30 protein-coding genes are annotated in these 26643 nt (G+C 43.2%); 25 read left to right on the forward strand and 5 right to left on the reverse strand.

The genetic code is table 11. From position 1 onward, the window contains the following. The 16 genes from ACEQ1T_RS12700 to ACEQ1T_RS12775 form a co-directional block, all read left to right on the forward strand. A partial coding sequence (locus tag ACEQ1T_RS12700; protein ID WP_370223194.1) for a cobalt-precorrin-5B (C(1))-methyltransferase occupies positions 1–911 on the forward strand: 911 nt, incomplete at its 5' end. Further along, on the forward strand, positions 886–2079 hold the full coding sequence (cbiE, locus tag ACEQ1T_RS12705) for a precorrin-6y C5,15-methyltransferase (decarboxylating) subunit CbiE (protein ID WP_370223264.1): 1194 nt from the start codon (positions 886–888) through the stop codon (positions 2077–2079). The genes ACEQ1T_RS12700 and cbiE, both read left to right, overlap by 26 nt. Then, positions 2080–2784 carry a precorrin-2 C(20)-methyltransferase gene (gene cobI / locus ACEQ1T_RS12710; RefSeq protein ID WP_206844331.1) on the forward strand — a complete coding sequence of 235 codons (705 nt, stop codon included), beginning with the start codon at positions 2080–2082 and terminating at the stop codon, positions 2782–2784. Then, positions 2781–3563: a precorrin-4 C(11)-methyltransferase gene (gene cobM, locus ACEQ1T_RS12715; protein WP_370223195.1), complete on the forward strand. Its 783-nt coding sequence runs from the start codon at positions 2781–2783 to the stop codon at positions 3561–3563. Before cobI ends, cobM begins: the two co-directional genes overlap by 4 nt. After that, on the forward strand, positions 3556–4692 hold the full coding sequence (locus tag ACEQ1T_RS12720; protein WP_370223196.1) for a cobalt-precorrin 5A hydrolase: 1137 nt from the start codon (positions 3556–3558) through the stop codon (positions 4690–4692). Before cobM ends, ACEQ1T_RS12720 begins: the two co-directional genes overlap by 8 nt. Continuing rightward, positions 4689–6074 (forward strand): cobyrinate a,c-diamide synthase, encoded by a 1386-nt coding sequence (locus ACEQ1T_RS12725; protein WP_370223197.1) that lies wholly within the window; start codon positions 4689–4691, stop codon positions 6072–6074. The genes ACEQ1T_RS12720 and ACEQ1T_RS12725 overlap by 4 nt, the downstream gene beginning before the upstream one ends. Next, positions 6043–6672 (forward strand): bifunctional precorrin-2 dehydrogenase/sirohydrochlorin ferrochelatase, encoded by a 630-nt coding sequence (locus ACEQ1T_RS12730; protein ID WP_206844338.1) that lies wholly within the window; start codon positions 6043–6045, stop codon positions 6670–6672. Before ACEQ1T_RS12725 ends, ACEQ1T_RS12730 begins: the two co-directional genes overlap by 32 nt. Further along, the gene (gene cobA, locus ACEQ1T_RS12735) at positions 6669–7430 is read left to right on the forward strand and encodes a uroporphyrinogen-III C-methyltransferase (protein WP_370223199.1); all 762 of its coding nucleotides are present in this window, start codon (positions 6669–6671) and stop codon (positions 7428–7430) included. The genes ACEQ1T_RS12730 and cobA overlap by 4 nt, the downstream gene beginning before the upstream one ends. After that, complete coding sequence (locus ACEQ1T_RS12740) at positions 7424–7978, forward strand: nitroreductase (RefSeq protein WP_370223200.1); 555 nt, start codon at positions 7424–7426, stop codon at positions 7976–7978. Before cobA ends, ACEQ1T_RS12740 begins: the two co-directional genes overlap by 7 nt. 13 nt (positions 7979–7991) lie before the next feature. Next, on the forward strand, positions 7992–8531 hold the full coding sequence (locus tag ACEQ1T_RS12745) for a cob(I)yrinic acid a,c-diamide adenosyltransferase (protein ID WP_370223201.1): 540 nt from the start codon (positions 7992–7994) through the stop codon (positions 8529–8531). 64 nt (positions 8532–8595) lie between these two features. After that, positions 8596–9432, forward strand: a complete 837-nt coding sequence (locus ACEQ1T_RS12750) for a methyltransferase domain-containing protein (RefSeq protein WP_370223202.1) — start codon at positions 8596–8598, stop codon at positions 9430–9432. Next, on the forward strand, positions 9429–10469 hold the full coding sequence (locus ACEQ1T_RS12755) for a FecCD family ABC transporter permease (RefSeq protein ID WP_370223204.1): 1041 nt from the start codon (positions 9429–9431) through the stop codon (positions 10467–10469). The genes ACEQ1T_RS12750 and ACEQ1T_RS12755 overlap by 4 nt, the downstream gene beginning before the upstream one ends. Before the next feature lie 2 nt (positions 10470–10471). After that, the gene (locus tag ACEQ1T_RS12760; protein ID WP_370223205.1) at positions 10472–11236 is read left to right on the forward strand and encodes an ABC transporter ATP-binding protein; all 765 of its coding nucleotides are present in this window, start codon (positions 10472–10474) and stop codon (positions 11234–11236) included. Between the two features lie 23 nt (positions 11237–11259). Beyond that, positions 11260–12240: an ABC transporter substrate-binding protein gene (locus ACEQ1T_RS12765; protein WP_370223206.1), complete on the forward strand. Its 981-nt coding sequence runs from the start codon at positions 11260–11262 to the stop codon at positions 12238–12240. A 252-nt stretch (positions 12241–12492) separates the two neighbouring features. Continuing rightward, positions 12493–13689 carry a CbiX/SirB N-terminal domain-containing protein gene (locus ACEQ1T_RS12770; protein WP_370223207.1) on the forward strand — a complete coding sequence of 399 codons (1197 nt, stop codon included), beginning with the start codon at positions 12493–12495 and terminating at the stop codon, positions 13687–13689. 156 nt (positions 13690–13845) lie between these two features. Further along, positions 13846–14340 (forward strand): CBO0543 family protein, encoded by a 495-nt coding sequence (locus tag ACEQ1T_RS12775; protein WP_370223208.1) that lies wholly within the window; start codon positions 13846–13848, stop codon positions 14338–14340. A gap of 134 nt (positions 14341–14474) precedes the next feature. Here the strand turns inward: ACEQ1T_RS12775 and ACEQ1T_RS12780 are convergent, their stop codons facing one another. Then, positions 14475–15059 (reverse strand): hypothetical protein, encoded by a 585-nt coding sequence (locus tag ACEQ1T_RS12780; protein WP_370223209.1) that lies wholly within the window; start codon positions 15057–15059, stop codon positions 14475–14477. A gap of 209 nt (positions 15060–15268) precedes the next feature. Between ACEQ1T_RS12780 and ACEQ1T_RS12785 the strand changes: the two genes are divergently transcribed. Next, positions 15269–15835, forward strand: coding sequence for an MOSC domain-containing protein (locus tag ACEQ1T_RS12785; RefSeq protein ID WP_370223210.1), 567 nt, complete (start codon positions 15269–15271; stop codon positions 15833–15835). Positions 15836–15888: 53 nt separating this feature from the next. After that, complete coding sequence (locus ACEQ1T_RS12790; protein ID WP_370223211.1) at positions 15889–16569, forward strand: lysoplasmalogenase; 681 nt, start codon at positions 15889–15891, stop codon at positions 16567–16569. A 41-nt stretch (positions 16570–16610) separates the two neighbouring features. On the opposite strand, the gene ACEQ1T_RS12795 is transcribed toward ACEQ1T_RS12790, so the two are convergent. Continuing rightward, positions 16611–17186: a CBO0543 family protein gene (locus tag ACEQ1T_RS12795; RefSeq protein WP_206844367.1), complete on the reverse strand. Its 576-nt coding sequence runs from the start codon at positions 17184–17186 to the stop codon at positions 16611–16613. Between the two features lie 93 nt (positions 17187–17279). On the opposite strand from ACEQ1T_RS12795, the gene ACEQ1T_RS12800 reads away from it, so the two are divergent. The 6 genes from ACEQ1T_RS12800 to ACEQ1T_RS12825 all read left to right on the forward strand — a co-directional run bounded on the left by ACEQ1T_RS12800 (position 17280) and on the right by ACEQ1T_RS12825 (position 22766). After that, positions 17280–17834, forward strand: a complete 555-nt coding sequence (locus ACEQ1T_RS12800) for a DUF3231 family protein (RefSeq protein WP_206844369.1) — start codon at positions 17280–17282, stop codon at positions 17832–17834. 241 nt (positions 17835–18075) lie between these two features. Continuing rightward, the gene (ggt, locus tag ACEQ1T_RS12805; protein ID WP_370223213.1) at positions 18076–19758 is read left to right on the forward strand and encodes a gamma-glutamyltransferase; all 1683 of its coding nucleotides are present in this window, start codon (positions 18076–18078) and stop codon (positions 19756–19758) included. Positions 19759–19788: 30 nt separating this feature from the next. Next, the gene (locus tag ACEQ1T_RS12810; RefSeq protein ID WP_370223214.1) at positions 19789–20937 is read left to right on the forward strand and encodes a M20 family metallopeptidase; all 1149 of its coding nucleotides are present in this window, start codon (positions 19789–19791) and stop codon (positions 20935–20937) included. 255 nt (positions 20938–21192) lie between these two features. Continuing rightward, positions 21193–21675 (forward strand): DUF2975 domain-containing protein, encoded by a 483-nt coding sequence (locus tag ACEQ1T_RS12815; RefSeq protein WP_206844373.1) that lies wholly within the window; start codon positions 21193–21195, stop codon positions 21673–21675. 9 nt (positions 21676–21684) lie between these two features. Then, on the forward strand, positions 21685–21894 hold the full coding sequence (locus tag ACEQ1T_RS12820) for a helix-turn-helix transcriptional regulator (protein ID WP_048008671.1): 210 nt from the start codon (positions 21685–21687) through the stop codon (positions 21892–21894). Positions 21895–21962: 68 nt separating this feature from the next. Next, complete coding sequence (locus tag ACEQ1T_RS12825) at positions 21963–22766, forward strand: DUF817 domain-containing protein (protein WP_370223215.1); 804 nt, start codon at positions 21963–21965, stop codon at positions 22764–22766. Between the two features lie 87 nt (positions 22767–22853). Here ACEQ1T_RS12825 and ACEQ1T_RS12830 read toward each other — a convergent pair whose 3' ends face one another. Next, complete coding sequence (locus ACEQ1T_RS12830; RefSeq protein ID WP_282172349.1) at positions 22854–23345, reverse strand: CBO0543 family protein; 492 nt, start codon at positions 23343–23345, stop codon at positions 22854–22856. A 242-nt stretch (positions 23346–23587) separates the two neighbouring features. On the opposite strand from ACEQ1T_RS12830, the gene ACEQ1T_RS12835 reads away from it, so the two are divergent. Then, entirely contained in the window at positions 23588–24607 is a 1020-nt protein-coding gene (locus tag ACEQ1T_RS12835; RefSeq protein WP_370223216.1) for a DUF3231 family protein, read from the forward strand. Between the two features lie 92 nt (positions 24608–24699). Here ACEQ1T_RS12835 and ACEQ1T_RS12840 read toward each other — a convergent pair whose 3' ends face one another. Together ACEQ1T_RS12840 and ACEQ1T_RS12845 are read right to left on the reverse strand one after the other, a co-directional pair. Beyond that, on the reverse strand, positions 24700–25476 hold the full coding sequence (locus tag ACEQ1T_RS12840; RefSeq protein WP_370223217.1) for a YibE/F family protein: 777 nt from the start codon (positions 25474–25476) through the stop codon (positions 24700–24702). After that, positions 25473–26591: a YibE/F family protein gene (locus ACEQ1T_RS12845; RefSeq protein WP_370223218.1), complete on the reverse strand. Its 1119-nt coding sequence runs from the start codon at positions 26589–26591 to the stop codon at positions 25473–25475. The genes ACEQ1T_RS12840 and ACEQ1T_RS12845 overlap by 4 nt, the downstream gene beginning before the upstream one ends. Positions 26592–26643 lie beyond the last annotated feature (52 nt).

The following is a 26643-nucleotide window of genomic DNA, read 5'->3' on the forward strand; positions in this document are numbered from 1 at the left end:
ATGCAGGGGACGACCCGGACGCCACACATCAGGCACGAATTCAAAGTACGGTCACATATGCAAAAAAAGAAGGCATCCATTTAGATGGCGGGATCGGTGTGGGAAGAGTCACAAAAGCAGGGCTGCCAGTAGCGGTAGGGCAGGCAGCGATCAACCCTGTGCCGCGTAAAATGATCCATGGTGTCGTCCAGGAAGCAATGGATAAATATAAAGTAAATCGGGGCATTGAAGTAGTCATTTCGGTTCCTGACGGTGTAGAAATTGCAGAAAAAACATTGAATGGCCGATTAGGCATTATTGGAGGTATCTCGATTTTAGGAACACGGGGAACGGTGGTGCCATTTTCCAGTTCCGCCTATATGGCGAGTATCGCTCAGGCGATCAATGTCGCAAAAGAAGCAGGTTGTGAGCATTTAGTCATTACCACAGGCGGCCGCAGTGAAAAATTTGCCATGAAGCAGTATCCGCATTTGCCGGAAGAAGCCTTTATCGAAATGGGCGACTTTGTCGGTTTTACTTTGAAGAATATTGCAAGGAAGAAGATTCCTAAAGTCTCTCTTGTAGGGATGATGGGGAAATTCTCAAAGGTTGCACAGGGAGTTATGATGGTGCACTCGAAAAGTGCCCCAGTCAGTTTCGAGTTTTTAGCAGGTATGGCCAATAAAGTGGAAGTCAATGAGGAAATTCAGCAGGACATTTTACAGGCAAATACGGCTTCACAGGTTGGTGAAATGCTTCAGGGAAACGAAGAATTTTTTGAAGCCCTTTGCCGAAACTGCTGCTATTATGCACTGAATCATATGAACGCAAACGTCAAAGTGTCGACAACTCTGTATGCCATGAACGGAAGCTGTCTAGGAAAGGCTGAGAATATTGACAAATTGGATGAAGATGATTGGTATCGGGGATAATGGCGCGGAAGGATTGCTCCCCCCATACATAGACTGGATTCATGAATGTGAAGTCCTGGTTGGCGGGGAACGCCATTTGCAATTTTTCCCGGAATTTACTGGAGAAAAAAAAGTAATCAAAGGCGGCTTGTCGGCATTAACGGCTGACCTGCAGCAGGAAACACGCAATACGGTTATTTTGGTATCAGGTGATCCGCTGTTTTATGGGCTTGGCGGTGTATTGGCGAGAAAGCTTCCATTGGAGATTTATCCTTACACAAGCTCTGTTCAGCTCGCTTTTTCAAAAATGCAGGAGAGCTGGCAGGATGCGTATATTGTCAGCCTGCACGGCCGTTCAATTAAAGGCTTTGCCCAAAGAATCGACGGGCGGAAAAAGATTGCTATTTTAACAGACGAAAAAAATTCTCCGCAGGCCATTGCGAAGTATTTAAAGAAGTTCGGCATGACGGAGTATGATGCCTTTGTTGCTGAGAATCTGCAGGGGGACGAGGAGCGCTGCCAGTTTCTCACCTTGGACGAAATGGAACAATCGTCTTTTTTTCCATTGAATGTAGTGATTTTAAAGCAGCGTGAGGCAGTGGAGCGCGCCTCACTGGGAATTCCGGATGATAAGTTCGTGCAGAGAAAACCGGATAAAGGCTTGATTACGAAAAGGGAGATCAGGACTCTTTGTATCCAGGAGCTGGAGTTAAAGGAAAACAGCATCGTCTGGGATATTGGTACCTGCACAGGCTCCGTTGCGGTTGAAGCGGCTAAAATAGCCCGGGAAGGTGCCGTGTATGCGATTGAAAAGAATGAGGGCGATCTGGAAAACTGCCTGGAAAATCAATTAAAACACCGGACAGATTTCACGGCCGTCCTTGGAAAGGCGCCTGAGAGGCTGGATGAATTTCCTGATCCGCATGCGATTTTCATTGGAGGCAACGGCGGCAATATGGAGCTTTTATTACAGACATGCCATTCACGGCTGAAGCCAAACGGCCGGCTCGTTATGAACATTGCCACAATTGAAAATCTCGCTGAAGCGATGCAGCATTTGAAAAATCTGGGCTGCGAAGTATCCGTATTGCAGGCGCAGATTTCAAAAAGTAAGCCAATCCTGCATTTAACGCGCTTCGTACCGTTAAATCCCATTTTTATTGTGACTGCAAAGAAAGGAAAGAACTAAATGAGAATTGGAACTTTGTATGGATTAGGAGTCGGGCCGGGAGATCCGGAGTTAATCACGGTAAAAGCATTCCGCAAATTGCAGGAAAGCCCGGTCATTGCTTATCCCAAAAAATTAAGAGGCAGTAAATCCTACGCACATCGCATTGTAGACATGTATATAAATCCCGAAGAAAAAGAGATGCTCGGTTTGGTTTTTCCAATGACAAAAGATGAAGATACACTAAGGGCTGAGTGGACAAAATCCGCTGAAGCCATATATGGCTTTTTGTCTCAGGGAAAAGATGTCGCATTCGTGACGGAAGGGGATCCGATGCTGTTCAGCACATTTATCCATTTAATGAAGCTGATGCAGGCAATGCATCCTGATGTTCCGATTGAAACGGTAGCTGGCATATCGTCCTTTAATGGTTCTGTTAATCGGTTAGGAATTGCCCTGGCTGATGGCGATGACCATGTCGCGATGATTCCGGCAACCGAGAATATGGAGGAAATGCGGCGGGTGATTGAAACTCATGATGCGATTGTCTTCATTAAAGTAGCGAAGGTATTGGATGAAATGCTGAATCTGCTGGAGGAAATGGATTTATTGGACAAAACACATGTTGTAACAAAAGTTACATCTGACGAAGAGGTCATATGGAATGTCCATGAGCTCCGGGGTGCAGAATTAAATTACTTGTCATGTATGGTGGTGCGCAAATGAAGAAAATTTGGATTATCGGGGCAGGTCCTGGAGATCCCGATTTAATTACGGTAAAAGGCTTAAAGCTATTAAAAGAAGCCGATGTTGTCATGTATACCGACTCTCTTGTCAGCGAGACATTAGTGGCGGAAGCCAAGGAGTCGGCAGAGATTATCCGCACAGCCGGGATGCATCTTGAAGAAATGGTGGATTGCATTGTTGAACGAGTCCATGCAGGCAAAACGGTTGTACGTTTACATACAGGCGACCCGGCCATGTACGGGGCAACGATGGAGCAGGTGGCACTATTGAAGCAGCACGATATCAGCTGTGAAGTTGTACCTGGCGTCAGTTCTGTTTTTGCCTCCGCAGCAGCAGTCGGGGCAGAGCTGACCATTCCGGATTTAACGCAAACCCTTATATTAACAAGGGCTGAAGGGCGGACACCAGTGCCGGAGCGTGAAAAATTACAGGCATTGGCCAGCCATCACTGTACCATCGCGATGTTTCTAAGTGCGACCTTAACAAAGAAAATCACAAAAGAACTGCAGGCAGCCGGTTGGGCAGACAATACACCGGTGGCGGTAGTGCAGCGTGCTTCATGGCCGGATCAAAAAATTGTCCGCACCACATTGTCTGAGCTGGACGAAGCGATGCGTGTCAACGGCATCCGCAAGCATGCGATGATTCTGGCAGGCTGGGCATTGGACCCGCATATCCATGAGAAAGAATACCGCTCGAAGCTATATGACAAAACGTTCACACATGGCTTCCGCAAAGGTGTGACGGCGAATGATTAGTTTGCGCGAAGGTGAAATCCCGGTAATCGAAAAGTGCAAACCCTATGCCCTTGTTGCCATTACAAAGCATGGGGTGGCGCATGCAAGAAGCTATGCGGAAAAATTCCCATATGCAGATCTATATTATATGAAAAAATTCGAACAGGGCGATGAGGAAGCTCGGCAGATTCAATTATTTGATGGAACGGTCCGCCTATTATTGCCCGCATTGTTCCAGCAGTATAAAGGGATTATCTGCATCATTTCCCTCGGTGCTGTTGTCCGCATGATTGCCCCGCTTTTGATCGATAAAAAGAAGGACCCAGCCGTGCTGGTGGTTGATGATAAAGGCCAGTATGTCGTCAGCGTATTATCCGGCCATATTGGCGGTGCCAATGCATTAACACATGAATTTGCCCATGCGATTGGGGCGGCGCCTGTTGTGACCACCGCATCAGATGTTCAAAAAACAATTCCGGTCGATTTATTTGGCGCCCAATTTGGTTGGATGTGGGATAGCGAAGAAAAATTAACACCTGTCAGTGCATCGGTTGTTAATGAAGAGCATGTGGCGATCGTGCAGGAAACCGGGGAAAAGAATTGGTGGACGTATGACAGGGAAATGCCGGACAATCTAAAAATTTATCCATCAATAGAGGAAGCCATCAAGGCAAAGCCGCAAGCAGCACTGCTTATTACAGATCGCATTCTAGTACCGTATGAAGAGGCGCTGCTTGAGAACGGGGTCCTGTACCGTCCAAAATCAATAGTGCTTGGTATTGGCTGCAATCGAGGCACGTCATTGGCAGAGATTGAAGGAGTAATTGATGAAACATTGGCGGAGCTAGGTTTGAGCAAAAAAAGCGTCAAAGCGATTGCATCTATTAATCTGAAAAAAGACGAGGCAGGATTGCTGGAATTAACAGCTAAATATAACTGGCCGTTTGTTACATACACACCTGAAGAGCTGAATGAGATTCTGATGCAAAATCCGTCGGACACCGTCTTTAAATATACGGGCGCGTATGGAGTCAGTGAGCCGGCGGCCATGAGGTATGCGAATGCGAAGGAATTGCTGCTGGAGAAGAAGAAAAGCGGCAATGTGACCATCAGTATTGCACGCATCAATTTTGAGGAGGGAAGAGGATGAATCGATTTGTTCTGGCCGGAACAGGAAGCGGTGTCGGAAAAACAACCTTCACCATCGGCATTATGCGTGCGCTGATGAAGCGCGGGTTAACCGTACAGGGCTTTAAATGCGGCCCTGATTACATTGACCCTGCGTATCATACAGCTGTCACCAAACGCCCTTCCCGAAATATTGATAGTTTCATGATGTCCCATGATACCGTGCGTGCCATTGTCGCAAGAGCGAGCCGCGATACAGACGTATCGGTGATTGAGGGAGTGATGGGCTTTTATGACGGAAAATCACCATTATCCAATGAAGGTTCTGCTGCCCATATTAGCGGGATTACAAAAAGTCCCGTCATTTTAATTATCAATGCGGCAAGTATGGCAAGAAGTGCGGCGGCGATTGTCAAAGGTTTTCAAATGCTGGATGAAAGCTCCCATATCGTTGGAGTCCTTGCCAATCAATTAGGAAGCAAAAGCCATTTTGATATTGTCAAATCAGCGATTGAACAAGAATGCGGAATTCCTGTCATTGGCTATCTCCCAAAAGGAGCTGTAGCCGAGATGCCAAGCCGTCATTTAGGGCTGGTGCCGGCCATAGAACGCGGTGATTTAGATTCCTATTTTGAAAGTCTGGCAGAAGCGATTGAAGAAACAGTGGATATTGATCAGCTTCTGGAACTAACGAAAGCCAAGGTATTGGAGGTCTCCTCTTCCATTTTTGATGCACAGCCGGAAAGACAGGAAGTACATATTGCGGTTGCCAGAGATGCGGCCTTTAATTTTTACTATGAAGAAAACTTAGAATTGCTGCGGGCCCATGGTGCCGCATTGCATTTCTTCTCTCCGCTGGACAACGAGGAAGTTCCTGAAATAGCGCAGGGGCTTTACATCGGCGGCGGCTTCCCGGAAGAGTTTGCTGAAGCATTGGCTAAAAATGAGGCAGCTAAGCTATCTATAAAGGCCGCGCTGGAGCGGGGAGTGCCGACATTGGCAGAATGCGGCGGCTTTATGTATTTAACAGAAGAAATTGTGGATCGAAAAGGACAGGCATTCCCGATGATCGGTGTGATTCCGGGCCGGGTCAGGATGCAGGATAAATTGGCTGCACTCGGGTATCGGGAAATTACAGGTGTTCCGGGCAACTTCCTGATGAATGAAGGAGAGCAGGCAAAAGGGCATGAATTCCATTACTCGGCATATGAAGGGAATCATCCTTCACCGGCCTATTTCAGCAAGGGCCGCTTCCGCTCTCAGAAGGAAGGCTATTTAACTGATAATCTTGTAGCCGGCTATACACACTTTCACTTTGCATCGAATCCGCAGCTTGTGAAAAATTGGCTGGCAGCTTGTTTGGAGGCAGAACATGAATTATTTTCCGTTATTAATGAATCTTGATTATAAAAAGGTGGTTATTGTCGGTGGCGGACATGTGGCACGCCAGAAGGCTGAAGCCCTGCTGCCGACAAAAGCCCAAGTAACTGTGATCAGCCCGGTGGTTACTGAAAAATTAGAGCAGTATATCCATGAAGGACTTGTGACATGGAAAGAAAAATCGTTCGAACCGGCTGATTTAGATGACGCGGCCCTGATCTTTGCCGTAACAAACGACGAAGAAGTAAACAATGCAGTGGAAGAAGCCGCACAGCATTGGCAGCTGCTCAGCCGTGCAGATGCAAAGGGCCGTATTGATTTCATTAATCCCGCAGTTGTCCGACGCGGTGAATTCGTTTTGACCGTATCAACATCTGGCGCAAGCCCCGGTCTGACCCGCAAAGTGAAGTCAGAATTAGCAGAGGAATATGGAGAGCATTATGCGCAGTATGTATCTTTTTTAAAGGAAGCCCGTCAGCGGATCTTAGAAAAGTTTACTGGGGATGAGAAAAAGCAGCTATTGGCAGAGCTTCTGGATCCTCAAATTTTGGAGTGGATAGAGCAAGGCGAGAAGCAAAAATGTGAAGACCGGCTGCTTAAGCGTATTGGAGAAAAGCAATGAGTGGATTTGTCTATATTGTTGGAGCTGGACCAGGTGACCCCAAACTGCTGACAATTCGCGGTTTGGAATGCATCCAGCAGGCTGATGTGATTTTATATGACCGTCTTGTGAATGTGGAAATGTTAACACACGCAAAAGCAGATGCAGAGCTGATTTATTGCGGGAAAGAGCCTGGCAGGCATGGATTGATTCAGGATGAAATCCATCGGGTGCTGGTAGAACAGGCAAACCTTGGCAGGCAGGTGCTGCGCTTAAAGGGAGGCGACCCATTTGTCTTTGGACGAGGTGCTGAAGAAGCGGCCATATTGCGGGAAGCAGGTATTCCCTTTGAAATTGTTCCAGGTATAACTGCCGGAATTGCTGCGCCTGCGTATGCAGGAATTCCTGTGACACACCGTGATCATGCGGCAAGCTTTGCGATTGTAACTGGCCATGGCCGCGCCGAAAAGGAGCAGGACTTTCTAAAGTGGTCTGCGCTTGCTCAAATTGACACGGTCGCCTTTTATATGAGCATTGGCAACATTGAACACATTACGAAAAGCTTAATAGCTAATGGAAAAAGCGGAACAACCCCTGCTGCTGTGATTGAATGGGGCACAACTGCCAGGCAGCGGACGATTACAGGGACACTCGAAACGATTACAGAGGATATCCGGATTCATGGCATCTCGAATCCATCGATGATTTTGGTTGGAGATGTTGTTGGAGTACGGGATCAAATTGCCTGGTTTAAAGAAAAGGAGCATGAATTATGTTAGAAGCCTTGAAAAAACGCCGTGCGATTCGAAATTTTGAATTGCGCGAAGTAGAACGGGAAAAAATCGAGACATTATTAGCAGCAGCCACATACGCACCAAATGACCGCATGCGTGAGCCGTGGCATTTCTATGTATTGCAGGGAGAAAGCTTAAAACGCTACGAGCAGGTGGCACTTGATTACCTGCAAAAACGCTTTCCAGCGAAGCCGCATTTAGTGGAAAGCTCCATGAAAGCCATCACGAACACACCCCTGATTATTGTTGTGACATCCGCCATTGTTGAAGGCGATGAAGGGGCGACAAAAGATAATGTCTTTGCCGTAAGCAGTGCCATTATGTCGATGTGGCTGATGGCAGAACAGCTGGGATTAGGCATGGTATGGCGTACAAGAGGCGTTGGCCTGGTGCATGATACCGCACTGCATGATTTTATTGGAGCATCTGAGCAGGAGCAATTAGTGGGAACGCTATGCATCGGCTACCCGGCAGAAGAAATTGCTTCCGAGAAAAAGCGTACCCCATTTGCTGAAAAGACTACGTGGCTTTAAGGAGGTATGGTCTATGGCACAAAAAGGGATGCTGCTGGTTTATACAGGCGATGGCAAAGGAAAAACAACCGCCTCGCTTGGTGTCGCATTAAGGGCAATTGGCCGGGGCATGAAGGTAAAATACTATCAATTTATTAAATCACCGAAACGTACATATGGTGAACAGCTGGCCCTCAGGAAACTGGGTGTTGAAACTGTGCAGCTGGGAATCGGGTTTACCTGGACGAAAACACCGGAGGAGCATCGTGAAGCACTTGCAAAAGCCTGGCAGACGGTAAAAGAAGAATTAAAAGATGAAACAACAGATGTATTAGTACTGGACGAACTGAATAATGCCCTGGCCATCACACGTTTTCCCATTGATGATGTGCTGCCATTAGCTGAGGTGCTGGAGGCCATTCAAAACCGTCCCAAAACGATGCATTTGGTGATCACAGGGCGTTCTGCACATCCTGCCATTCTCGAATTAGCCGATTTAGTGTCTACCATTGATGCCACCAAACATTATTATGCCGAACAGGATGTTAAAGCCATGAAGGGGCTGGAGTTTTAAGCAGCCCTCCCGAGTATTTAGGATCCTGCATCTAGTTAGGTTTTGGAAATTGAGGAGAATTTCAATGATAAAAGAATCCCCTTTGCAATACGATTTTGAGAAGCTCTGGAAGGAAGGCATGCTGGATTGGCATGGCAGGATGCCGGAGCGAATGGCAGATGATGGACTGGAGGAAGCCTTTTGGATGCAGTCCATGAAGAAAAAGAAATACAAGCAGACAGATGAGTATGCCAAAAGGATCTACGAAAAAATGAAGAAGCATATCCCGGAAGACTCAAGCTGTATTGAATTCGGTCCGGGATGGGGCAATTATACTTTTCCGCTCAGCCAGGATGTCAGAAGTTTAACGCTGGTGGATGGTTCAAAGAGCGTGCTCGCTTACTTAAAGCAGTATTTTGAAGAGGAGGCCTCCATCCAGTTTGTCCACAGTAAATGGGAAGAAGCACCATTGGAGCCGCATGATGTCGTGGTGGGGGTAAACTGCTTTTATCGAATGTATGAAATGAATGAAGCGCTGAAAAAAATGAACAGGCTCGCAAAAAAGCGTGCCATAATCGGCTTAACGACCGGTCCTATTCAGCCGCATTACGTTCTGTTGGATGAGCAGTTTGGCTATGACATTAAATACCCGCGCAGGGATTATATCATGATCGTCAACATGCTGTACCAGATAGGCATTTATGCAGATTGTGAAATAATAAAGCTTGAGCGGGAGCATCGTTATGATACATGGCAGCAGTTACTTGATGCCGGGAGCAAGAAAATCTTATCTCCCCGGTTTGAGCAGGCACATGTGGAAGCTTCATTGGAACGATTTATTTCCAAAGAGGATGGCGGGTATGTGTACCGTTATCCTTTCCATGCGGCAATCATCAGCTGGGAGCCTGTGAAGCATATATGACAAGGGGACGGTTTGCATTACTGTTGGCTGCACTGGGGGCGGGGCTGCTTGCTTCCATGACTTTTGCAGTGATGGTGGGATCTGTGGACATTACCCCGCGCCTTATTTGGGAAGTGCTGTTCTCCAAGCTGGGTATATTCATAGAAACCGATGCTTCTAAGGCACAGGCAGTTATTATTTGGGATATACGATTCCCCCGTATTGTACTTGCGGCCATAGTAGGTGCCGCACTTGCCATTTGCGGGGCAGCCATTCAAGCATTAGTAAAGAATTCAATCGCAGATCCCTACATTCTGGGTGTATCTTCCGGTGCATCTGTTGGAGCTGCATCTGTTATTTTACTTGGTGCATTCAGCGTGCTGGGCGTCTATGCCATTTCCCTAGCCGCATTCTTAGGCGCCATTTTTGCGGTCATGATTGTGTTTTTTTTAGCACGCGTCAATGGACGCATATCGGTCATTCGTCTGCTTTTGGCAGGGATTGCGGTTTCGATGGTGTTATCCGCCATTACCAATTTTATGCTGATGATGTCCAAGCAGCAGGGCGGCATTCAAGCTGTCATGCATTGGATGCTCGGCAGTCTGGCGGGGGCGAAATGGTCCAATCTTGGCATCCCGTTTTTTTCACTGCTGCTCGTTTTTATTCTGCTGCTCATGAATTATCGGCAGCTTAATGCTTTATTGCTTGGAGAGGAAACGGCCGCGACACTTGGCGTTAATCTGGACCGGTTTCGAATCTTTATCATTCTCTTTGTATCCCTTCTGACCGGTGTGGTCGTCGCGGTCAGCGGAAGCATTGGCTTCGTCGGGCTGATTATTCCTCACATCGTGCGGATGCTGGTGGGGTCTAATTACAAACTGGTTCTGCCGATAAGCGCACTGATCGGTGCCATTTTCTTAGTTTGGGCGGATATGGCCGCCCGTATGGTGCTGGCGCCTGAAGAAATGCCAATCGGGATTATTACCGCTATTTGCGGATGCCCATTCTTTATCTGGATGCTTAGGCGAAAGCGTTATTCTTTTGGGGACGGTGAGTAAGGATGCTCCAGGTCAAAAATATGTCCTTTTCAGTGCCGGACAAGCAAATTTTAAATAATATCACTTTTTCTGTGGAACAGGGAAAATTCGTTGGAATCATTGGACCGAATGGAAGCGGAAAATCGACGATGCTAAAAATCATTTATCGTCATTTAAAACAAACGAGCGGTTTCGTGACGTTATATGAAAAAGATATTCTCGATCTTCCGCAGAAAAAGCTTGCTCAGGAGTTAGCTGCTGTCAGTCAGGAAACACCGGTACTCTTCGATTTTACAGTAAAAGATTTGGTCATGATGGGGCGGACGCCCTACAAAAAATGGCTTGCCGCTGATAACCAGGAGGACTTTGCCATTGTGGAAGAAAGCATGATGCTCGCAAATGTGCTTCACTTGGAAAACCGCATGTTTAACCAATTATCCGGCGGAGAGAAGAAACGGGTGATGCTCGCACGCGCCCTGGCACAGCAGGCAAACATATTAATTCTGGATGAACCGACCAATCATCTGGATATTGAACATCAATATCAATTAATGGATTTAGTAAAGGATCTGCCGATCACCATTGTGGCTGCCCTTCATGATTTAAACCTGGCCGCCGGGTATTGCGATGAACTCCTTGTCATGAACGATGGAGCTCTTTATATGTCGGGAACACCGGAGCAAGTCCTGACAGAAGAGACATTGAAGGAAGTCTTCCATATGCAGGCCGGTGTTTCGAAAAATCCATTTACCAAAAAACTTCATCTGTTTTTTCACACAAACTATTAACGTGAATTGAGGGACCTATGAAAATGAAAAGCAGCAGAATTTGGGCTTTCCTGGTTTTAGCGGCCGCATTATTATTGGCCGCATGCTCAGCAGAGGAAGCAAACACAGCAAAGGTGAAAAGTGAACAAGCGGAGCAGACGGAGAAAGTGGTTATTGAAAATGAAGGCTTTGTGAATGAATACGAAGAAGCGCCAAAGCGTGCGATATCATTGAATCAGCATGTGACAGAAATCATGCTGGCACTTGGCTTAGAAGATTCAATGGCTGGTACTGCATTCTTGGATAACGAAATTTATGAGCCATTACAGGAGGCATACGGCAAAGTACCAGTATTGGCAGAGCAATATCCATCAAAAGAGCAAGTCATCTCATCAGAAGCAGACTTTCTATATGGCGGCTGGGAAAGTGCCTTCAATGAGAAAAACATTGCAACACGTGAAGAACTAAAGGAATTAGGCATTAACAGCTACTTACAATCTTCATCTGTGAAAGTGGCACCAACCCTGGAAGATATCTATAGTGACATCCGCAATATCGCAAAAATTTTCCGTGTGGAAGAACGCGGTGAAAAACTAATTAACGAAATGAATCAAGAAATTGATGCCATTACATCCCAATTGCCCGAAGTAAAAGAGCCATTAGATGTGCTGGTTTACGACAGCGGCGAAACAGACGTGTTCACGGCCACACAAAACTTCATGAACACACTTGTCACAATGGCAGGCGGGCACAATGTCTTTGGTGATGTAAAAGGAAACTGGGCCACCGTCTCAAAAGAAGACGCAGTAGATCGCCAGCCTGATGTCATCGTAGTGATAGATTATGGCTCAACAACTGCCGAACAAAAAATAGAATTCCTTAAAAAGGACCCTGCATTAAGCCAGACACCTGCCGTACAAAACGAACGCTTTGTCGTCCTCCCGCTGTCGGCAGCTTCTGAAGGGGTTCGTGTCGGGGAAGCGCTTGAGGTTTTGGCCAAGGGTTTCTATCCGGAGGCTTTTTAACATTTGGGTGTTTATGAGAACTTTGTTGCTTTTGAACGGTTATTTAAATATAACCGCTGAGTTGATTGGAGCGGAGGGCACTTGACTCCTGTGGGAGCAGCGGGACAGGTGAGACCCCACAGGCGAAGCCGAGGAGGCTCACCGCACGCCCCACGGAAAGCAAGTGCCCGCAGCGGAAAGCAACGGGCTTAATACTAAGCCTAAACAAGATTTCAAGATAGAGTATCAAAATTAATAGAGGGAGGTCACCTAATGACAACCTGGAACCTAACACAAATGCAGCGTCACCTGCTCATCTGCAACGGCGCAACCTGTATGGGTGCAGGCGCAGAAGAAGTCACACAGCAAATACGTGATGAAATCCGGAAAAACCGGCTGGACGAGCATATTCATACATCGCGTACCCGCTGCAACGGCCGCTGCAAAGACAAATGCGTCGTCATTGATTACCCAAAAGGAACCTGGTATTCAGTCCAGCAGGAAGAAACAGCCCGCGATATTGTTCATGAAGCAGTGAAGGAAGAGTCAATCATTTACTCCATGGAACACGGCGAACGCAAACGCAATGAAAACCGCATAAAAGGAATCGATAAATACAAGAAAGGAAAAGGAACAATGAAAAAAGCTGTCCTATTTGTCGGCCATGGCAGCAGGATGGAGGCAGGGAATCACGAAGTCCGCCAATTCGTCGATCAAATGAGAGACTATATTGACCCAGCCCTCTTGGTAGAAACCTGCTTCTTAGAATTTGCATCCCCCAATATCGAAGATGGAATTCAGCTTTGTGCTGAAAAAGGGGCAGATGAAATCCATGTCATTCCCATCATCCTATTGCATGCCGGACACTCCAAGCTGCACATTCCAGCAGAAATTGAACATGCCAAAGAGCACTTCCCGGATATTCAGTTTACCTATGGACAGACGATAGGGGTTCATGATGAGGTTCTTGAAATATTAAAAACAAGACTTGCCGAAACCGGCTTTGATGTAAATCAGACGCATGAAGATACAGCCATACTATTAATCGGACGAGGCGGCAGCGATCCATATGCCAATGCTGATTTTTATAAGATCAGCAGATTGCTGTGGGAAAAGTTAAATGTATCAGCTGTTGAATGTGCCTTCATGGGGGTCACTACGCCAACCGTAAAGGATGGAATGGAGCGCTGCATTAAGCTGGGCGCAAAAAGAATCATCATGCTGCCATATTTCTTATTTACTGGCATCTTAATGGAAAGAATGAATAAAATGGCCGAACAGTTTAAAGAAAGCTATCCACATATATCCATAAATATTGCTGAATACTTCGGCTACCATCCAAAGCTGAGAACAGTGCTGTTAGAGCGTATGAATCAAGCCCTTGACGGCACTTCGACAGGAATGCAGGACCTGGAAAATTTCCGTAAGTATGCAGAAGAACATGGCTATGAACATCATCACCATCATTAAAATGAATAAAACTATATGATAATGGATCCGGCTGCCAAATGGCAGCTTTATTTTTTTATAAAAGCTTAGGTGCAAAATAGAATTAACAGGTTCAAGAATAAATAAATTCAAAATGGGTGAATTTAGTATTATCTGTAATAGAAAGGCTGGTCTTCAATGGAGAAAAAATTATTAAACCTGCTTCTCGGATTGTGCATTTGTTCAGTTCCGTTTTTGTTTAAAGGGAAGAAAATGAGGGAGACATTAGTTATTTTTTTCTCGAAAGGGGTTCTTGCCACTCTGATTGATGCCTATGTTGTCGGAACAAAAAGAGTAGAATATCCAGTCCGCCCTTTTTCAAGAATTTTTAAAACGAATCTGATTTATGATATTTTGTTCTTCCCGCTTTTAAGTGTGATTTGGGTTAAAATTTCTTACAATGACAAGTTAGGAAATATTCTTCTCAAAAGCTTGCTGTTCAGTGTGCCAATGAGCATTGCCCAATGGTTCTTTGAAAGAAACACGAGACTATTTAGGTGGAGGAAATGGTCCATTTTCCATACATTTGGCAGTGTGAATTTTACTTTATTCACTATAAGAGGATTTGTCGGGTTTATTAAAATATTGGATCGATTAAAGAGTAATCGGAACTTATCTGAGTTGGAAGGTTGATGATGTTCTGCAAACCGTCTTACTATCTCCCTTAAAAAATGCTGCCATTAAGGCAGCATTTTTTTATGCAAATCTTACTCCATGCAAAGTCACAAAAAGGCAACAGGTATTATTGCACAACCGGCATTCCACGTTTAATGTGAATGATCATGATTACTAAATTTACGCTCTGTCCATAAAAAAACGTCCGTTATCACCTTAGCTAATATAATTACGATTAGGTAACATGCAAAAAGAAAAAAATAATTCGTGCCTCCATATAACTTGAAAAGACCGAGACCTATAAGAAGAGGCTTAAAAACAAATGCTAAAACCGCAGAAGTCAGCACAGTATACACGTAGTAATTTTTTTTATGATTCAATGTCCATTGATAAACAAGCATAAATGTAACAGGAACGAAACTTGAGTCAAGGGATATACCTGGAATCATTGGAATCATTGGAAAAGGATAATTCAGCAGCCCGGCATTTTTATTGTACAAGTCGATATAGCCAAAAAGCATATGAATACTATAACCATAAAATCCTATAAAAAATAATTTCCTTTTATCAATTTTGAAAAATAACACAAGTAAAGGAACAATAAATAGCATAACCATAAACCAGTATTCAAAAGAAGTGTAAATGCTAAATTCCAACCAGTAATCATTTAAAGCTTTTTGTCCCTCTTTACCCATTTTGACAATATGATCAAATTCTTTTAGCCGGTTTTCCTCCATGGCAAATGAACCCCTTTTAGCTGCGAGTTAGTTATGTCTATATTTCCAAATTTCTTATTTTTATATGTGTGATTATAAAAGGATATTGAGCAAGGATTAATCATTAACTTATCGTTTATCAAACAATGTTGATGGAGTGAAGGACTAATTAATTCTTTATGGAATAAATAACTAACAGGAGACTAAAGAAAAAAAGGTGTGTGGAATAAATGCAGGATGACATAAAGAAATTTTCACTAGTGGGTACAGTCATAGCGGTTAGCTTAAGCCAAAAGCATACTTTCAGTAAAAAAAATCAAAATATCATAAAACTGGTGAAGAGTTTAGGGGTTGAAGGAGATGCCCATTTTGGTTCAAAAGTTAAACACCGGTCCAGAGTGAAACAAAACCCTGACCAGCCGAATCTAAGACAGGTTCATTTAATCCACAGTGAGTTATTTCAGGAGTTAGCAGACCGTTTCCCTATTGAACCAGGCCAAATGGGTGAAAATATTACAACTTCCGGAATCAATCTTCTTGAATTGCCTGTAAACACAATCCTTTTTTTGGGGCAATCTGCTGTTATCAGGATAACAGGATTGCGCAATCCCTGTGCTCAAATCGATCAATTTCAGCCTGGGCTTTTACATGCAGTAATAGAGAAGGATGAAAATGGAAAACTCATTAGAAAGGCTGGTATAATGGGTATCGTGCTGGAGAGCGGAGAAGTGAAGCCAGGCGATGAAATCCGCGTTCAATTTCCGCCAAAGCCTTTTAAAAAGCTGGAAAGGGTTTAAAACCTTTTAAACAAATAGCAACTTTCATTCGGACACAGGGAGATGGATTTCTATTGAAAAAAATGCTGATTACTATTTTAATTCTACTGACGGCTATCTTCTATATTTTCATTGTTCCGCATGAGCCTCAGGCAATCAAAATTATCTTTAAGCTGATTCCTATGGTGCTCATTATTTTTTATGCATTCCGAAGACTCCCTGCCAGCCCAGAGCCGGCATTGCGTTTTGTCGTTATTGGCCTGTTTTTCTGCATGCTTGGTGATGGATTCATTGCTGTTTCGTTTGTTGCAGGTCTTGGTGCTTTCCTTGTAGGGCATCTTTTTTATTTGACTGGATTTTTGAAAATGTCTCGGATGTCAAAGCTGCGCCTTTCAGCCATCATCCCGATAGGTTTCTATTCTTTGATTATTGGCAGCCAGCTGATTGCTTCCTTATCTGAAGGAGGAAATGATGCATTAGTGATCCCGGTTATGGCCTACATGCTTGTCATTTCATTAATGGCCTTATCAGCCATACTAACCGGGAACAAGCGGGCCATTGCCGGAAGCATTTTGTTTGTTATCTCGGATTCAATCCTTTCATGGAATATGTTTGTTTCAGATATTGTTTATTCAGATGTGTTTATTATGACTACTTACTACTCTGCCCAATTTCTGATTGCCGATAGCCTTGCTTCATTTGGAGAATCGGCAGGGGAAAAGGCAGCAATACTGGATGTAAAACAGCAGCTGTGATTTGTATGCCCAAAATACTTTCTCTATAAAAAGAAAGTCTTTTATTCTTTTCCTGATCCTTTTTCCAGACCATGAAAACTCTCCATTCTCGTTATCCAATACCCACTGTAGTAAAGAGTGAGGAAGATGACAAAGTCATATAAAGTAGACCAGTTTTTTGGGTTATAAAAGTCGATGGCATCAAAGAAATTCATCCCTCCAAAAGCTCCAATGGCAGAGAAGAGTATTCCTTTAAAGAAGCTATTCATTTTAGGCATTATTTGAAGGGCAAACATTACTCCGACTGGAGCTAATGAAAAGTGATATGGCAAAAATAAAAATGGTGCCAGTGGAATAATGATCATAGGGTATGACCATAATCCCATAGATAACGCAGCTAAATCGATAATAAGAGACATTATGATGACTAATAAGCCAGCTAAGAGAAGACGCCCGGTGCTGTCCTTCTTCCTATACTTAAACCATATCAGCCAGGGAATGATAAACAAAGCAAGACCAGCCCACCATTGCCCCGTAGTAATAAATTCGTTTTTCACTATATCCGCGAATGCTGTGCTTATCTCCGTATATTGTTCGTATGCTTGTTCAGACTTGGCCAGTCCTTTTTCAAACGCCATGGCTGCGCCCCCATTCTTTTTACTTATTTTCAATTGCTTTTTTGTATTTTCTTTCCACCAATAGACAACATATAAAAGTAAGGAGGTCAAAAGATGCCTAACCCATTAGAAGCAATCTTTAATATGCTCAGAATTTCATTTGATAATACTAATGAACCGAAATCTCCGCTGCATGTGATTGAAGTCGGAGACTTGTGGAAGTATTTAACCCTGGTAGAAGAATTTATCCGGTATGAAGAAATGAGCTTAAACACAACTACAGATGATGAAGTGCGGGAAATGCTTACAGATGTAGTAAAGGTATGTGAAGCGCAAGTAAAAAGATTAAGCAAATTCATGAAAAACGAAGGGATTCCTTTACCTGACGTAACATCTTCAAAACCAAATTCAAACCCGAAGGATATTCCTTTGGGAGTTAAGTTAACGGATGATGAAATTGCCAATGGCGTCGCATTCAAATTAGTAATATGTTCACAAGCATGTGCAACGGGCCAGGTTGATGCTGTCCGAAATGATGTAGGGCTCATGTGGACTGAATTCTTTTTAGAATGGACAGCAATAGGAGCAACTGTAAAAACCTTGATGAGGAAAAGGGGATGGCTCAAAGTTCCTCCCTATTACTATGCTCCAGGTTCTCCACAAAGGTAGAAATCTGACTCAAAGGTTTGAGTTGGATTTTTATTTTTTAGGATGAGTTTTTTTGAGTAGAATTATAAATTCAAATAAAAGATCCATTTATAACAGGTGCCCGGATCTTAAGTCATCTAAATGGCTTAAGGTAAGGTGCCTTTTTTTGTATGTTTCAGCTATTTTTAGCCGGGTACAAGAAATGAAAAGCTTTTAAGATATATGAATGAGATTTTGGCTGTACCCCATAGGAGGGATATCAATGGATAAGGTAGATACCAGGCATATGGCAAGAGACACCGAGGACAAGCGGCAGAAGGCGACTGGCACTCATGGGATGGCTGCTTCGGCGGTTCATGAAGCAACAAAAGCTGGTGCCGAAATCTTAAGAAACGGCGGCAACGCCATGGATGCCCTGGTCGCAATCCAATTTGCTCTTAGTGTGGTTGAAGTGTTTAACACTGGCATTGGAGCAAGCGGATATATCGTGTATTATGATCAGAAAACAAAAAAGACGAAGGTGATCAACGGTCATTCAAAGACCCCTTCAGGGGCAGATAAAGATCAGTTCTTAAATAAAAAAGGAGAGATTACTCCTTACTTTCAGCAAACCATTGATCCCAAGTCAGTAGGGATTCCAGGGATCATGAAAGCTATGGATGAAGGACATCAAAAGTTTGGGACAAAGCCGCTGGAGGATCTGATTGAGCCTGCCGTTAAACTGGCTGCAGAAGGTTTTCGGGTGAACTGGCAATGGGACGAAGTCATCGAAATTCTTCATATCAGATTGGGAGAAGAAGCAAAGAAGTTTTTTATGCCGGAAGGAGTTCCTTTAGTGAAAGGAGACTGGGTTCAAAACAAAGACCTGGCAAAGACTCTTAGAATTCTGCAAAAGAAAGGAATACAAGCGCTTTATGAAGGTGAAATTGCAGATGCTATCATCAAGACACTTAAAGAGCAGGGCGGTATTATGACGAATGAGGATCTGCAAAACTATCGGGCTCCGATAGAAGAACCGGTGATGGGAACCTACAGAGACTATGAAATTGCCGTTCCAGGACCACCTAATGGCGGGGGAATTTCACTGCTGCAGATTTTAGGGATTCTGGAAGGGTTTGAGCTTAACAGGTATGGAGTATCTTCCTGGGAAAAGTATTATTTATTCTCAGAGGCAATGAGATTGGCATTCACTGATAAGCTGGCTTATATGGGAGATCCTAATTTTTCTGAAATTCCGGTTGAAGGTCTGCTTCAAGAAGAGTATTTAGAAGAACGGCGGGGAATGATCGACTGGAAATCGAGAAATCCGGAAATTGACTGCGGCAATCCCTGGAAGTTCCAGGGCAGCGATCGTCCCAGGGGAGAAGTAAAAGTGCATCAAACAGGAAAAGATACTACGCATTTTACCGTAGCTGACAGATGGGGGAACATTGCTGCATGCACGTCTTCGAATGAGCATATTATGGGCTCAGGCATCATGGTACCAGGTTACGGATTTTTGATGAACAATGATTTGACCGATTTTACCCCGGAACCGGACCATATCAATAGCCTGGCACCAAATAAACAGCCGGTCAGCGCAAAAGTACCTGCTATAGTATTCAAGGATGGGGTGCCTGTTTTAACGCTGGGCTCTCCTGGCGGTCCAACTATTGTTGCATCAGTTTCACAAGTTATCAGTCATATTCTCGATTTTGAAATGGATGTAAAAGCTGCAATCGAAGAACCCAGGATTTATAACAGTGTGGGACCGGATGTCTGGTCTGAGCAGGGCATTGGCCAAAGTGAAATTGACAAGCTCCGTCAAATGGGATTTCAGTTTGATGATACAGACAGGCCCATTGGCAATGTCCAGGCCATCCTCATGGATCACAAAACAGGAATACTTCATGGTGCTGCTGATTCAAGCAGGCCAGGATCAGCCATTGGAATTAACAAAGCATAACCCGTGATTAATTAACAAGGAGTGATTTCGTTGAATCAATATGAAGTCTATTTGGAAGATAAAATGCCTGAAATGATGAACCTGCTCGAGGAATTGGTGAATATAGACAGCGGCTCTTATCATAAAGAAGGAGTGGACAAGGTTGGCACTGTTTTGAGAAAGGAATTTGAGGAATTGGATATGGATGTACTTGTTCACCGTGAATCAGAGTATGGGGACCATCTGGAGATAAAAGCGGAAAAGGATAGTGACCCCAATATTATTATTATCGCCCATATGGATACCGTATTTCCGGAAGGCGAAGCAGAAAAACGCCCATTCAAAATGATCGGGGATAAGGCCTATGGCCCTGGAGTGAGTGATGAAAAAGCAAGCCATGTGTCTGTTTTATATGCATTGAAAGCACTTAAAGAAAAAGGTTCGGACGCTTATAAAAACGTTCATGTCATTTTTAATAGTGATGAAGAAATCGGATCACGAAAATCAAAAGCCATTATTAAAGAGGCGTCGATAGGCAAAAAATTCTCACTTGTCGTTGAATCCGGCAGGCCAGATGACGGCATAGTCACAGAACGAAAGGGAATTGGCAGATTTATCTTTGATGTTAAAGGAAAAAGTGCCCATGCCGGGGTTGAACCCGAAAGAGGACGAAGCGCCATCGATGAACTGGCACATAAAGTAGTTAAACTTCATGATTTAAATGATTACGAGAGAGGCTTGTCAGTCAATGTGGGCTTAATTGACGGCGGCATCTCTTCTAATACCGTCGCCCCAGATGCAGAAGCGCAAGTGGATGTTCGAGTGAAGAATATGGAACAGGCAAAGGAGATTACGGCAAAAATCACAGAAATTGCAGAGGAGGAGGAAGTGCAGGGAACAGAAACGAGCTTATCAGGCAAAATTGGACGACCGCCAATGGAAAAAGTCGCAGGAACGGATAAATTGATTGAGGAAATAAAGGCTGCAGGGGAAGAACTAGGAATGTCTATTAGGGAAGTCAGCACGGGCGGAGGTTCGGACGCAGCGTATACTTCCACTGAAGGCGTCCCAACCGTGGACGGCATGGGGCCGCTCGGAGAATTTTCCCACAGTGAGACAGATGAGTATATCGATTTAAAAACGTTTCCGAAGCGAACGGCTTTACTGGCAAGGACGATCGAGAGGTTAAGCAAAGTGTAGAATAGAAACGTGAAAGCCTGGCCTGAGTGGGCCGGGTTTTTTGATGAAAAAAAGAATGTGCCACGTAAGAATAAAAGCTTTAGACCTCCTGATTTTGATTAATTTTTTATGAGAATGAAGACCATTCCTTTAGTATTTCAGAATGAGGATTATCTTTCCTTCAATAAAAAAATAATAAAAAACATTAATTATTTATTGAAAAACGATAAATAATAGATTAAAATCAAACTGAAAATAACAAGTGAGGTGTTTTTTATGGAAAAAGTAACAACATTGTTTTTAAAAATAGCCGTTTTTCTTTTAGGAGTCCCCATTTTAGTTCTGTGTATTTTTTTGGTCCCTGAACTGGGGCGAGTTGCAGGTGAATTGCTGCCGAAGTTTGCTTTCCTTAAATATTGGGTTTACATCGTGTTTTATGCTTCAACGATTCCTTTTTACTTTGCTCTGTATCAGGCGTTCAAACTTTTGCGCTATATTGACAAAAATAAAGCTTTCTCTGATTTATCCGTCATAGCTTTAAAGAAAATTAAATACTGTGCCATCACCATCGCCGGTTTGCATGTACTGGTACTGCCGGTATTCTATATTTTTGCAGAATTAGACGATGCCCCGGGTGTCATTTTTGTTGGCTTGCTGGTTCCTTTTGCTTCAATGGTTATCGCAGTCTTTGCGGCAGTTCTGCAGAAGCTTTTGCAAGAAGCAATTGATATCAAATCAGAAAATGATTTAACGGTCTGAGGTGAGAACATGGCTATTATTATAAATGTTGATGTGATGCTGGCAAAAAGGAAAATGAGTGTAACAGAACTCTCAGAGAGGGTAGGAATCACCATGGCAAACCTCTCTATTTTGAAAAATGGAAAGGCGAAAGCGATCCGTTTTTCAACTTTGGAGGCCATTTGCAAGGCATTGGACTGCCAGCCTGGAGATATCCTGGAATATCGAAGTGATGAATAAGCGGGATTAGGGGACAGGTTCCTTGTCCCAGACGGACGAAGAACCTGTCCTAAAAGGGAGGGATTAGAATGCATTTGACTATTCGAAAATTAGAAGCCCAGCCGACGAGATTCCTAAAGCAGCTTTTTCGTTTCGGCTGGGAGCAGGCTTTGTCCTGTTTGTTTCCTGTTGTCATTTTTGCTTCTTTAGCTTTGACCAAATTTCTGCCGCTGCCCATTCTGCCGCGGTATGACTGGCTGCTGATCATCTGTCTTCTGATGCAGTGGGCGATGGTGAAATCAGGACTTGAAACAAAGGATGAATTGAAGGTTATTACCTTGTTCCACATTATCGGCCTTGCACTTGAACTATTTAAGGTACATATGGGCTCATGGGCTTATCCGGAGGAGGGTTATTCCAAATTTTTTGGGGTTCCTTTGTACAGCGGCTTCATGTATGCCAGTGTAGCAAGTTATCTGTGCCAGGCATGGAGGAGGCTCAAGGTTGACCTGGTCAAGTGGCCGCCATTTCTCGCAGTAGTGCCTCTTGCCGCTGCTATTTATCTGAATTTTTTCACCCACCATTATTGGATCGATATCCGCTGGTGGCTCTCCGGAATGGTTCTGGTCGTTTTTTGGAGATCCTGGGTCAGTTACGAGGTAGGCGGTATCCTGTACCGTATGCCGCTTGCACTATCTTTTGTGCTTATCGGATTCTTCATATGGATAGCGGAAAATATCGCAACATTCTTTGGGGCGTGGGAGTATCCCAATCAGACCGATGCATGGAGTCTCGTTCATCTGGGGAAGGTGAGTTCCTGGCTTCTATTAGTAATTGTCAGCTTCCTTATAGTGGCGACGCTAAAGCAGGTTAAGGGGAAAAACTCCGCTTAGGGAGCTTCTTGTCACAATTTATAACTTTTGCGTTCAAGTGTCATTTTCAAAGGCTATGCTTTTGACCGGCATCCCTCGGTACGTTATTTATAGGTAATCAAAGATAAATAAATAAAGGGCTGCAATCGGAACCGAAAGAATTAATGCCCGCAGTTTATGGATATAGTGCAGTCGGATCATAGGAAACATAATGACGACAAATAAAAAAGACCACCAAATATTCCATCCATTATGGTAGCTTATGAAACTAAATCGTGATGCGAGCCATTCAGCAGCCCAAAACAAGACAATCCATTTTGCGTAATAGAAGATTTGATCTTTAAACTGGCTGGGAAACTTAGATAAAAACACAAACCCCATTAAAGGATTGATCACTATATTATGCAATAGATGAACTCCCATTAGATTTAAAAGACCTTTTTCAAGTTCCCATAAGTGAAAATGGCTATGTGAAATAAACTCATAAATGAAAGAAGCCACGGATATATAAAGCATGGTCGGATAATAACTTTCCCAACTTTTCCAGTCTCCTCTAAAATAAGCAAAGATAATGACCAGTATAACAAGGATGCAATGCATACGTTCACCTCATTTTTCTGGTAATTAGTATTGACGACATCTGAAATAAAATACCAATATATGTAAAAATGGATAAATTATCCTAAAAAATCTATTTGTGAGTTAGGTTAAGATGCTGAACAGCAGCTGTTTGATAAAAGTAATGGTCATAGTCATGGGGTACTTTACTTTATAAAATATGGTTTTTTTTGTAAGCCTTTATGAAATACTAAACCTACAAAAACATTGTAGGGGGGTTATCTGTGGGATTCGAGAGTAAGAAGGTAAATATTGAACTGTCTTGCACAGAAATTGGAGGTCTTTGGGGTGTTTACTTACAAGAAAGCATGAGTTCCTGTTTTCTTAAGTATTTTTTACACCATCTTCAAGATGAGGAAATCATTCCATTAGCAGAAGAGTCATTGAACATTTCGCAAGGGAGATTAGATAAGATAAAAAAAATCTTCCTTGCAGAAAATTTTCCAGTGCCAGCAGCTTTTTCAGAAGGGGATATCAATCTGTCAGCCCCTCCATTATTTAATGATGTGTTCACCTTAAGCTACATTTATATGATGAATCGATTGGGAATGATTAACTTCAGCTATACTGCATCAAATAATGTTCGTCTTGATGTACTGGATTTTTTTACAGAATGTATACATACCTCAACTGAAATGTTTGGTAAAGCTGTCAAGATGATGCTGTCTAAGGGCATTTATGATCGCCCTCCAAAAATGAACTATCCTAAAGAAATTGAATATGTTCAAAAAGAATCCTTTCTTACAGGAATCATAGGGACTAAGCGTCCCTTGAATGCAATTGAATTATCGGAAATCTTCTTCAACATTGAACGAAATTACTTTTCAGTACTCATCATGCTTGCGTTTGCTCAAGTGGTTAAAGATAAAGAATTAAAGAAGCATATCATGAAAGGAAAAACGATCAGCGAAAAACAGATATCCTTTTTCAATAACTTATTAATGGAGGAAGAGCTTCTTGGAACCGTGACTGTCGGAATGGAAGTAACAGAATCGATTGTATCACCTTTCTCAGATAAACTTATTTTTTCAATGATCAATGTTTTGAATTCCGTAGACATTAGCTTAATTTCACATGCCATGTCAGTGTCCATGAGAACTGATCTAACATCTCAATATAGTAAGATCATTGCAGAAGTCATGCTTTATGCAAAGGATACCTTTGATATAGTGGTAAAGCAAAAATGGCTCGAACAGCCCCCGCTTGTAACAAATAGGAAGATGCTGATACATAAAAAGCAGTAGCAAGAAATCAGAAAAATTTTACTCCAGTTATGGGTTTGCCCAGCAATATTCAACTGCAGTCATTCACTGGGACTGCAGTTGAGCTTCAAGGCCTATTCAGAGGAATCAGCAGAGTTTCCTCTTTTCACTAAATACAGTGCGGTAATCCACGAAGTAATAGGAATCACCATTGTTACCCCAATTCCTGCACAGAAGATCGTAATCATCTCGCCGCTGAAAATCTTGGAATTGATAATTTCACCTGGTGAATAAGATAGGTCTTTAAACCATATAAGCAGTGCTAAATATCCGCCAAAGAAGGCGAAAAATAACGTGTTGGTGCTTGTTCCGAGAATATCCTTACCGATGCTGATGCCAGCCTGGAACAATTCTTTTCTGCTAATGTCTGGGTGATGATAATGAATTTCCCTCATGGGGGAAGAGATGGCCATGGCAGCGTCCGTTATGGCTCCGATAGTACTCATGATGATGACAGACGCTGTCACTTTAACAAAATCAACCCCAATATAAAGCGAAAATATGCTTAACTCTTCTATTTCCTCTTCACCAAATCCCTGAATCATGGCCTTTTCTGCAATGATGACAATGAACACAATGAGAACGACCGTAGTAATGATAGAAGCCAGAAATGCGGTTGTCGTTTTAATGTTCACTTCATTTATAAAAAATAGATTGATACAGCCAATGAAGGCACAGGCAATTAATGTAACGATAATTGGATTGATGTTTGGATCGTTCATGAAGAAAAGGACAAAAATAATCACTCCGAAGTTGAGGAAGATCGCAAAAAATGATCTGGCTCCTTTTTTTCCGCCTATAAGGGTCATCAGAATAAATAATATGGCTGCCAGCACTAGAATTGCATTCATTTGGGTGCCCTCTTTCTATTAATGAAATATATGGCAGTATACAGGCCAATCGGAATGGTGATCACGATTCCGATTCCTCCGGCAAGTGCCCGGGCTAATTCCAATGAAAGGTTCATGGATAGGCTGAATCCGAGCGGTGAGTCATTTTTTATATACAAAATAAGCATCGGAATGGAGCCGCTGATATAAGCAAAAAACAAGATATTCGTCATGGTGCCCATAATGTCTTTGCCCACTTCCATTCCAGAGCGTTTAAGATCCTGCACTGGAATGCTGTTATTCTTTTCATATAAGCTAAACAGTGAAGATGACATGGTAATGGCTACATCCATAACCGCTCCTAACGAGCCGATAAATAAACCGGCTAAGAAAACCATCTGATAGGGCCTGGTTATAAATTGGAGTTCTTCGTATCTTAGACCCTTCCCGCCAGTTAGCCATATGACCAGATAAGTGATCAATAATGACAAGAATGTTGCCGCAAGCGTAGCGATAATGGCAGCATATGTTTTTTCGTTAAAGCCGTTTACGAGCAGAAGGGAGGTAACGGTAAATAAGATGACTGCCGCACTGCATATCAGCAGCAGGCTTATTTCCGGATTCTTCAGATAAACATCTAATGCATAGGAAAGCAGCACGGCATTAACTGCCAGGCTGATGATGGAAAAGAGACCTTGCTTTTTACCGACAAAGAGAAGTATCAGGATAAAGATCCATCCTGTTAGCAGTATGTAATGATCCCGCTTCAGATCAAGGATATCTCCGCTTAATTCTGCAGCATCCGCTTTATTCTCCTTTATGGACACAAATAATTTTTGGCCGCTTTGAATTTCATAGTCATAGGCTTTGGCTTTCGAATACTGATTTGTTAAGAGAATATGCTGTCCTTTTGCTTTTCCATTCGTAATTTCTGCTATGATCCGCTGTTCATATACGCGGTCTTCATTATCATAAATATCCGTTACTTCTTCAGAGTGAACAAGTTGGACTTCCTTTACTTCAGCTATTGTCCGTTCATAGAAAGAATCATTGTTCTGGACAAACAGTACGGAGGCAGCTATGCATATTGCCAATATGATATAAAAATAGAACTTTTTAATAGGGATGTTTTTCAAAATAAACCTCCAGCAGTATAAAAATACAAGACCTTTGCAACGGAATAAGGAT

This window comes from Cytobacillus sp., from assembly GCF_964223445.1.
Lineage (GTDB): Bacteria > Bacillota > Bacilli > Bacillales > Cytobacillaceae > Cytobacillus.